The 10181-nt window shown below is 40.9% G+C and carries 9 protein-coding genes and 1 pseudogene; 2 read left to right on the top strand and 8 right to left on the bottom strand.

What is annotated here, in order from left to right:
* Positions 1-150: 150 nt before the first annotated feature.
* A complete protein-coding gene (locus JMX98_RS12805) occupies positions 151-1101 on the bottom strand; it encodes a helix-turn-helix transcriptional regulator (RefSeq protein WP_201587120.1) in 951 nt (316 codons plus the stop codon).
* 313 nt (positions 1102-1414) lie between these two features.
* Between JMX98_RS12805 and JMX98_RS12810 the strand changes: the two genes are divergently transcribed.
* The gene (locus JMX98_RS12810) at positions 1415-3427 is read left to right on the top strand and encodes a TonB-dependent receptor plug domain-containing protein (protein WP_201587122.1); all 2013 of its coding nucleotides are present in this window, start codon (positions 1415-1417) and stop codon (positions 3425-3427) included.
* A gap of 300 nt (positions 3428-3727) precedes the next feature.
* Here the strand turns inward: JMX98_RS12810 and JMX98_RS12815 are convergent.
* The 7 genes and pseudogenes from JMX98_RS12815 to JMX98_RS12845 form a co-directional block, all read right to left on the bottom strand.
* Positions 3728-4709, bottom strand: a pseudogene (locus JMX98_RS12815) (IS3 family transposase).
* A gap of 113 nt (positions 4710-4822) precedes the next feature.
* Positions 4823-5701 (bottom strand): hypothetical protein, encoded by an 879-nt coding sequence (locus JMX98_RS12820; RefSeq protein WP_201587124.1) that lies wholly within the window; start codon positions 5699-5701, stop codon positions 4823-4825.
* A gap of 34 nt (positions 5702-5735) precedes the next feature.
* Positions 5736-5996 carry a hypothetical protein gene (locus JMX98_RS12825; protein WP_201587126.1) on the bottom strand — a complete coding sequence of 87 codons (261 nt, stop codon included), beginning with the start codon at positions 5994-5996 and terminating at the stop codon, positions 5736-5738.
* Positions 5997-6009: 13 nt separating this feature from the next.
* A complete protein-coding gene (locus tag JMX98_RS12830; protein WP_201587128.1) occupies positions 6010-6618 on the bottom strand; it encodes a hypothetical protein in 609 nt (202 codons plus the stop codon).
* Positions 6615-6947, bottom strand: coding sequence for a hypothetical protein (locus JMX98_RS12835; RefSeq protein WP_201587130.1), 333 nt, complete (start codon positions 6945-6947; stop codon positions 6615-6617). The genes JMX98_RS12830 and JMX98_RS12835 overlap by 4 nt, the downstream gene beginning before the upstream one ends.
* A gap of 54 nt (positions 6948-7001) precedes the next feature.
* Positions 7002-8792, bottom strand: coding sequence for an RHS repeat domain-containing protein (locus tag JMX98_RS12840; RefSeq protein ID WP_201587132.1), 1791 nt, complete (start codon positions 8790-8792; stop codon positions 7002-7004).
* Entirely contained in the window at positions 8750-9823 is a 1074-nt protein-coding gene (locus JMX98_RS12845; protein WP_201587135.1) for a hypothetical protein, read from the bottom strand. The genes JMX98_RS12840 and JMX98_RS12845 overlap by 43 nt, the downstream gene beginning before the upstream one ends.
* A 63-nt stretch (positions 9824-9886) precedes the next feature.
* On the opposite strand from JMX98_RS12845, the gene JMX98_RS12850 reads away from it, so the two are divergent.
* Positions 9887-10039 (top strand): hypothetical protein, encoded by a 153-nt coding sequence (locus JMX98_RS12850; RefSeq protein WP_201587137.1) that lies wholly within the window; start codon positions 9887-9889, stop codon positions 10037-10039.
* Positions 10040-10181 lie beyond the last annotated feature (142 nt).

Raw genomic sequence — 10181 nt, forward strand, 5'->3', positions numbered from 1 at the left:
GTCATCAAAGCTTTTCATGCTGCTAGCCATTTGCTGGGCAAGTTTTTTAAGGTCGGTTTGCTTAGTCATTGCTTATTCTCCGGTTAGTGGATTATAAGCAGTTACACAAAGTTTGGGAAACTCTCGTATATAATGAGCTCTTTACCGTATTCATTGTTTGCGAAAATCATTCGGTGATATCACAAACCTCGATTTAAATACCTGACTAAAGTAGCTTGGTTGATACCCGCACATACTGGCAACACTTTTAATGCTTAAATCAGGGCGACAGCGCAGTAGCTGGCAAGACTGTTCTAAACGATATTCCGTTAAATATTCATGGATACCAAGCCCTGTCTTATCTTTAAAGCCTTTTTTTAAATAACACTCATTTAAGGCCACTCGGCTAGCCAAACTAGTAATGGTCAGCTCGGTATGAAATTCACTTTGAATAATATTAATGGCCTGCTGTATCTTCTTTGCTATCATAACATCTTGCTGCTGGTAATGACTTCGATTCATTTGCTCTGGTATTTCTAGCAGCATCGCCAGCCAAGACAGCGCCTTCGCCTGCATGCGCATACAGTCACTCAGCGTTTCACTGCGTGGCATGCGACATATCTGCCAGCCTAGCTCTCTTAAGCTGGTCGGCACTTGTATCTGGGTCACCACCTGCTTACAACTGCCATCCACCAAATGCAATAGCCAACTAGGCAATGGCTGCTGCTTATGCAATGCCAACAGATATTCAGGACGAAACTTCAAGCTAGTATAATAGCTAGGTTTATTAAGCGCATCGTGCTTTTGTTCAGGGTAATGATAACCATTGGTCACATTCATTTGCTCATGATATAAATGCGGAAACGCAATCTGTTTATCTGTCTTGTTCACATCTGTAAACGCAAAGCACACCCCCACATAGCCATCGCTATTCATTTCTGGATACACAATTGGGGTCGCTGTTTGCATTTGCTCTCGCACCAGAGTAAACCCATCGGCTATCTGATAACTCTCCTGATACGCTTTGACAGGCTCTGCCTGCTCCCCACCTGTCAGCTTGCGTATGTGCATACTTCCTAACTCATGGTCTTGCCATGGCAGTGCCTCAATCGCCACACTCATATGACTGCTCCTCTGACCTCTATCCATCTCAAACTATCTTAAATATCACTTTTCAGTTAATCCACACATCTCACCAAAACATCAACCCAGCATAAAAGCACGGCATCAAACTCTGACAACAAACACAGTCATCTTTTGATGAGCTGGTCTTTAACTGACGAAAACGCATACCTACAATTTATCGACTGGCTGCTTTAACTTGCCATCATTCCTGATTTTGATAGCAATTCTTTCCTGATTGTGACACAAATCTTCACAAAATTATATGATAATCATTCTCATTAAATTGACTGCATATTTTTGAGGTTTGACCATGCTTGCTCTTCGTACCCCACTTTCTTTTGCTGTAAAAACACTCATGTTCGGCTCATTAGCTACGCTAAGCACCGTTGCCTTTTCAGCCTCAGACAGCACAGACCTAAGCAATGAAGATGTACCAACCACCACCCTAGACACTATCACCGTCACTGCCAGCTCTGGCGGTGTGACACCGACGGTCAATCAGCAAATCATAGAAAAAAGCACCATTCTCGACATGAAAGACGTGTTAAAAGACCAACCCAGCCTCTCCGTCAGTGGTGGCAACGGTGTCGCACAGCAGCTATACATTCGTAATATGGGAGAAAACGAGCTGACCTTTAGCGTGGACAATGTCAGTACCAGTGCGCAAGTATTTCACCATCAATCTCGCTTTATGTTTGATCCCGCCTTGCTTAAATCCATCAACATTGAAAAAGGCACAGGCGCAGCCAGCTCGGGTATTGGTGTTACTGCTGGCGCCATTCGTATGACAACAGTCAACGCCAATGACATGCTAAAATCTGGTAAAGATGTTGGCGCAATGATTGGTGGCGGCTATAGCAGCAATGAAGGCTGGAACGGGGTGACAGCCGCTTATGGACGCAGCTCAAACGGTGCAGTTGATGGCATCATCATGGGCAACATCGTTCATAATGACAATTACGAAGATGGCGATGGCAATGAAGTGCCCTATACCGAAATAGACCAAGAAGGCTATTTGGCAAAACTTGGCTGGAACATCAACCCAGACAACCGCCTTGAGCTGAGTCATCGCCGTGAGCAAATGAGCGGTGACATCGGTTTTCGCCCCAATCTTATCGGCACCTTCGGCGACCAGACCATTTTTGATACCGAAACCACGCAAGACACTACCAACCTAGCCTATCAAGGCTATGACATTGGTGGTATCTACGCTCTTGATATCGATGCCAATGCTTTTTATAGCAAGACCGATGACGAGCGTAAACAAATTGACAATCTTTCTGCCCGCATTCCAGACCCGCTAAACTCTGAAGCAGAAACCACAGGGGCAAATCTGTCCGTCACCTACCCAGTGACAGATGCGCACAGACTGGTCACTGGTATCAATTATCGAGACAGCAAAATCAGCGCAGATGCTTATACAGTTGGCACTGGCGAAGAAGAAAAGGAAGAATACGGTGTATTTGCTGAAATGCGCTGGGACTTTGACCCCATCTTGCTGACCACAGGCGTACGCTACGACCATTACGACATCACCAACAACACCGAGCAAAACCTAAGCGATGGCATGGTCAGCCCCAGCATTGCTGCCACTTGGTTTGTAAATAACAACTTATCTCTTAACGCCAGCTGGTCTCAAGCCATCCAATCTCCAAAGCTGTATGAATCTTTAATCCTGGCATTGGCCAATGGCGACCAACACAGCTTTGCCGATGACTTAGAAGCTGGTAAAGCGCAAAACGCAGAAATCGGTATTGAATGGATGGGGGATAATGGCTTTATGGCAGGCGCAAGCGTCTTTGACCAACGTTTTAAAGACTACATCAACACCTACGATACCGTACAAGCCAACCAAGGCGAACTCAAAAACCAAGGCTACGAGCTCAACCTAGGCTACCAAAACAACGGCATCAAAGCCTACCTTGGTATGTCGCACAATGACCCTGAGTTAAATGGCGAATATTACGGCTATGCCCTCGACGTTATCCCAACGGGTGACAAATATGTTGCGTCGGTTTCTTATCAGTTTGACGACCCCCAGCTTGAGATTGGCGTCAAACATCGTCACATGGATGAATACCAATACCGTGAAGCGGGCGAAACTGAAGACCGCACCATGCCAAAATATTGGGTCACCGATGTCTTCGCCAACTGGCAACCTTTCAACAATGACAGCTTGAGCCTCAACGCTGGCATCAACAACATTGCAGATAAAATGTATTACAACCAAAGCAACTTCCGCTCCACCCGCTTTACCGACTTAACCAACTGGAATGCCGAGCGTGGTCGCGAATACCGTGTGGGTATTAATTATAAGTTCTAATACCATAACGTTTTAAGGCATGTCATCAATTAGTAGAGATGTTTTAGAATAAGTTATACTAGGGCGTGTCCCTATTTTAAAAATGGTGATAAAAATGAGATAAATCGCAGGCAAACAAGGAAAATAGCGCAGGTAATATCAAGATATTGACCAGCTATTTGACACCGTTTGCCAAAGATTTAGCCATTTTTAGCCCAAATATTGCGACAAAATGACATGCCCTATATGATGATGAACAGGAAAGAACTAGAGACCTTCTAATGGTAACCCTCCCAAACCTAAGACACCTAACAAATAGAATTAAGCCGCTTGATTGAGTTTCTGTATTGGCGTAAAGCCGCCATTACCCATGTTCGGGCGCTCGTTGTTATAGTGATACAACCAGCTCTCTGCTTGTGCGCGTACCTGATCTAGATTATCAAATAGCTCCTGATTTAACCAATCATACCGCATGGTTCTGTAAAAGCGCCCCACATAAGCATTTTGCTATGGCTTGCCTCGGCACTCAACCAGCTGGTTGAGACTGCGTATCACTCTCCTAGCTGGTAGCGAGAAGTCAATCTCTACTGTCAGTGCTTCACGGTTATAGTCATCAATCACGTTAAACAGTCGAAAGCCACGACCATCTGTTAAGCTATCATGTATAAAGTCCATGCTCCAGCTTTGGTTAATCTTATCAGGTACTGCCAGTGGTACAGGCTTTTGCGCTTTATACGGCGCTTGGGTTTGATTCTAAGGTTTAATTCAAGCTCACAGTAGATACGATACACACGCTTGTGGTTGTAAGGCAGCCCCATAACGTTACGCAGGGTTAAAAAGCACAGCCCAAAGCCCCAGTTTTTATTCTCATCAGTCAGTTTGATAAGTAGGTCAGCTATTTGCTTATTCTCATCGGTTGCTACGGATTGGTGATAGTAGCAGGTCACACTGATACTAAAGATACGACAAGCGAGGCGTATGCTAATGCTACGCGCTTCAATGTAGTGACAAGCGAGCTATCTGCGCCTTTGGGGCACTACCACTTTTTTGTCATAGCGTCCTGTAGGATATCTGATTTAAGCCTTTCCTCAGCATACATTTTCTTTAAGCAAGCGTTCTCTGCTTCTAATTCTTTAAGACGGGTTATCAGTGAGGCGTCCATACCGCCGTATTTAGATCGCCACTTATAAAAAGTACTTTGGCTAATATTATGTTCACGCAATATGTCACTGACAGGCACGCCTTGTTCTGCTTGTTTGAGTATATTAACTATCTGGGTGTCGGTAAATCTTGTTTTTTTCATGTCGAAATCTCCTGCTGGTATTTTAGCAGTTAGTTTCTACTTTTAAGGGTTATTATTTTTTGGGGGGATTACCGGATCATCGCTCATTTTAATCTCAAAAAAATCATAATGTATTATCTTGAAACTTGCGCCAAAACCTCATTCCAATGCCCTTTTAACGGCTGTTTTTCAACGTATAACCATCTGATAATCGCCAGTTGCAAACGTACATAATTTGGATTCATCGTTATAGGAAATCTATTTTCTTCTTTCTGGCGATCAGTTTGCCAATATGGAGAGCGAATAATATCAAATACCTCGTCAAACATTGTATTAAGCTCAGTATCTACCTCTGCGCCAGACTGCTGCTCAATCAATAGTTTATTAAGCTGCTTTGTCCAATTATATAAGTTTTCAGTATATCGAAATGACTTTCTAACGCTAAGGTGCGCTTTTGCGTCTTGTAACTGCCCTGCTATCATAAGATTCCAGACGCTAGATAAATACTGACTTTGAGTCACATCTTCCCAGAGGCTACCTTTATATACTTTTAAATGGTTTAGTAATGAATCGCTGACACAGGCTAACTCAGTCATATTTATATTTTCATTAGCTAATAAAGCCTCAATGAATAATTTATCAATTAATATACTCGGTCTATCTTCTTTTATATATAGATCCTCAGCATTCCAGCGTTCAGTCTCACTTTGGGGTAAAGCCAGTATAGCATTGGCGATATCTAAGGAGACTTGCAAATAGGCAGTAGATACTTGTTCATCAAATTTAGTAAATATCAAGTATATAGCTTCTTCAAGATAGCGCCTGACAGAGAAGCTTGGCATAGTCGTTAATGATACCTTCTCAACTACAAATGTTTTATTAAAATCTTTACTCTTTCTATAGTAAAAATCAGATTCAGGAATTATTCTAGTTCTTAACTCTTTTTCCCATTCGTTAAATCTATTGTCATGAGATGATTTCTTCACCCCGACTTTCTTTAAAAATCTAAACATACTTTCTTCTTATATTCTTGTATTTTAACCATGATTACTCAGGCAAGGCAAAACCCCATATACCATTTGAAATTTCACCTGATGCAAATATTAAGACTTTATTATCAACTGTCAGCTGATAAACATAAGGTTTGAATACAGTGCTCTCTTCACCGATTTTCATTTTTAATCTAGTATATTCATCATCAATATCTTTCCATTGATACTGATACTCTATGAGATCAACACCTTTATACATAAAAGAACCTTTTCCACTATCATCTATTTTTTGAGTACCTGCAAATTTAAATTTCATTTTACTGTCTCAGTTAACTTTTCCACGCAGATACTATAGCGCCCCATTCTCTGTTTATAGCGTCATATTCTCTTTCTTGCACAGAATCGTGCATATAGTAATATTTACCTACTAGACTATTTCTTGCTTTATCGAATCCAATATCAAAAAACTCTTCCACAAGAATTTTTCTACTCTCTTTCTCATTTAAAGGGCTAGTAGGTAAAAATGTGTTCCAAGGTATATTTTTTTCATAATATACATACTCAGGAAGTATTAGTTTATGATCAATACCACCATTTTTCCTAATAAAGTAACACAAGGGACTATTAGTTGAATGATCAGAATTAGGTGAAGTTACTAATGAACTTTTAAGCTTAAAACTCTTGCCTTTAATAATTATAAGTTTACTGATGGGATCTATTTTAAAATCAGATCCTAAACCTTCGATTTTTAGTTCAAAATTTTCATGATTATGTGTCCATCGTATGACATAAAAAGGATTATCTATGTCATATGAAAAATCTGCTTTATACTTAGCCTCCCAAAGCGAACTATACTTCTTCTTTCTATAAATATAGCTATAGTCTCTATAAATACACTCTTGACCTTTACTACTTGTAATTTTATATTCTTCTATCATTTAAGATCAGCTCCTTTTTTAATGTTAGTGACACTAAAATATTTTTCCCACTCGTTACCTTTCATACTAATAAGCAGTTCACTTTGTCTAGCCCCACCCCGATATAATGCTCCAGTTTCTCTTGAAATTAAAGACCCAACCTCACCCGAGCGAACAGGAATAGGTGTTCTAACAGACAACTCTACCAAATCGCAACATTGATGATCTTTCTTGAATTCAGGCAATAGAGCTAATTTCTGTCTAGCTTCCTTTAAACTCGAAAACTTGTCAGGTGAAACCCATCCTCCTAATCCAGGTTGCTTATTAGTAGCGCCTTTATTTACCAACATATAAACTTTATCTCCAGGTTTAAGCCATGTATCGGTTACAGTCTTCCATTTAGATCATGGTGGACGGAACCCATCTCCATACCCAGCTGCTTCAGCGCGTCTCTGAGCTTCTGAGTTAGCTGTATAACCAGAACGTGTTCTTCCTTGTTTGAATGCGCCATATCTACTTAAATCACCTTCAGCACGATTAGCTCGAGTAATTGCATTCGTTTTATCTCTAAATATCGTTCTCAGAAACCCAGCTAATTTAGCACCAGCTGAAGCACCAACACTAGTTGCAAGGCTTTGTGTTGCTGCTTGTATTGCTCTTCTTAAAGAATCTCCTGCTTGAAGCAAATCACTAGCAGTGCAAGTTGGTTTTAATATTTTTGAAGCATTGTATAGACCTACAATAACGTCTCCAATCGCCTTACCTATAAAAAAAGCGCCAATACCAGCTAATGCTACATCAGCCGCCCAACCATAAGGTGTAAATTGAGCAACAGCCCATATTCCAAAAACTGCTGCTGTGGTTGTAATGACAGCTGGACTTGCAAGCTGACGTAAAGCGGTTTGTACATCATCTTTAAAAAATCCTGCTGTGTAATTAAAAACCCACTGTATTTTTCTTTCACTGCTCCATTTCGCTACCTCTGCGTCAGTTGGAGGTTCATTCCATACAGGAGCCAACCCATCTGGATCACTAATCGAATGCGGTTGGTTCAGTGCAAAGGCGAACAGATCAGGGCCTGCTGCCAGCCCTAACGGATCAGGGGTTAAGTATTGCTGGTTTAGCGCATCATAATAACGATTGGTATTGTAGTGTAGACCGCTCTCACTATCGTAGTACTGATTCGATAAGCGTAGGTTTAATTCAAACGTGCTGTTCGCATTGATAGTGGCATAGCCAAAGTCTTCGTTGTGCGCTTGCCAGATAAGCTTACTGGTGTTGTCGGTGACCGCTATTGGTGCGTTTCTATGATCAGTATGAATGTAGTACAGATCACCTTGCTGAAGGATGGCAATAGGCGTGTCGTTCAGCCAGACATACTGTTTAAGATTGTCTGCTTGTTGTCCTGCGGTGTCTGTCGTTTCGGCAATGAGCTGATTGCCATCATAGAAGTAATAGGTGGTTTTGGTCTGATTACCTTGATGGTTATAAGTCGTCTTAGCGACACGCTGGTTAAAGGTGTTGTAGCGGTAGTCAGCTATTGGGATTAGGTTGCCTGTCTCGTCAGTAGTACTAATTTTAGTTAGGCGGTTTTGACTATCGTACTCATAATTCTGATTGCCTTGTTTTACTGTTCTGCCCCACTGATCCATCTCAGGGGTTTGACTGATCTGCTCAATGACATCTTTCTGCTGGACAAACAGCGGCTCTGGATTTCGATTATAAACAACTTGGTCAAGCACTTGACGAACTTGCTTACTCATACCGCTTTGTGGATGAATGGTATCACCCACTTGTGCGCTATAGGTTTGCTTGACATTTTCAGGTTCTAACTGCTTTTGGTTAGGATCGTAGTTAAGCATGGTCTGCCCAACTTTTGGGTTCCCTGCTAAGACGATGCGACCATTTTTGTCTTTTTGAAGGGTGTTGGCAATACCATTACCAAAACTAAACTGCTGCACTAGGCTGGTATCTCGGTCTTGGTTCATACCTGTGACAATTGGTTTGTCCCAGAGTCCTTTTAGATAGATGCCACTGAGTATGCCAACTTTCTTTTTATCTTCACCATTATAGGCGTATTCGATGACTTCACCACTGGGCAGGGTGCGTGTCTTAACCCGACCCTTGTCATCTGTGAGGGTGAAGCTTTGCGCTACTCGCTCTCTATTACCGCCATTACCTTGTCTTGCATCCAATCAATATAACGGTTGACATAGCGATTGATATAATTAAACTTCTTTAGTTGTAAAGCACGCCCTTCTGTATTACCACCGATAGATAAGGATAGACATAATTCTTGGTAAACAACGTTTTTAGGTTTAATTGGTCGATTCTGATTGGTAGGGATAATCATTAATAAAGGTACAAAACTATGCCAAATCATACCGCCAGAGGCGAATAAGCTAAGTGCCCATTGATAATCATTATTAATTGGTTTAGTAAAGACTTTCAAAGCTTTATCACTTAATTGTTCTTGATATTCAAAGCCTTCGAAATACATCTGCCCTAGTTTGATATAGGGTTCAGGAGAATAGAGTAAAAAATTAACGTCTGGAACGGATTCGTAGTCAAGGACTGACCTACCGTAGTCCTCATAGCTTGAAGGGGGAAGATGATGCGGCGCTGGCTCAAATCCTGCAAGATCAATCTCTATACCTCGCCACTGCTTTTCTTCGAGTTGTTCAAGCTCAAGCTCGAATGCTTTTGTTACCTCCCAAAAAATCATGAACTTTTCATCAGGGTCATCTGCGTTAGCGGTTAGCTCTTTATAGAGAGCATCTACTCTCATGTCATAATAATAAAGATCAAGTTCTTTTATTATTTCTTCATTCGAATTATTGATAGGGGCATAGATATTTTGATATTGATCTCGAGGTATCAATTCATTATTGTATTCCCTGCCTATAGCTGATAACTCTGTATGCCTACGATTTTTCGAAGAATCATTTGAATAATACTTGAGACAAATTTCATTAATCCATGGCCGCTCTATATGCTGCTGTAAAAAAACGAAATGCGCATAATAACTGGCAAAGCCATCTTCAATGTCCTGACTCATCCATTCAAGCTTCTGTCTTGCAAACTCATTATCAATTTGTTGAATCCACCTATGAAACTTATCATAGTAATTCCACAACTGACCGTTGTGACGATAGTCAACGTTCATACGCTTGATACGCTCTTTTTCAGACACATCATCTGCAAAACTTTTTGAATATAAAAACATTATTTAAACCATCCTTTTACCCAGTCAGTCGTTTGATCCCATTTTTTTGACGCATACGCTTTTATGCTTTCTTTAGAAATATCTATACCAAATGCTGTTTTCAAAGCTTCTAATAATCCTACATCTCTATGCTTACCATCATCATCTTTTACACCATCTTTAGCTATCGCAGCTGAAGCAGTTAAAAGAGCGATAACGGCTGCAATGGCTTTATAGTCAGTCTTTTATAAGTAAGATACAATGCTTTTAAAATAAAGAGAAAGATATAATCATTATGACTTACTCAGCAGACTTTCGAACGCAAGTTATAAAAAGCGTCAAAGACAAAGACATGAGCATTCGTCAAGCTTGTATTTTC

The sequence above is a fragment of the Psychrobacter sp. HII-4 genome (assembly GCF_904846595.1).
In the GTDB taxonomy this organism is placed as follows: domain Bacteria; phylum Pseudomonadota; class Gammaproteobacteria; order Pseudomonadales; family Moraxellaceae; genus Psychrobacter; species Psychrobacter celer.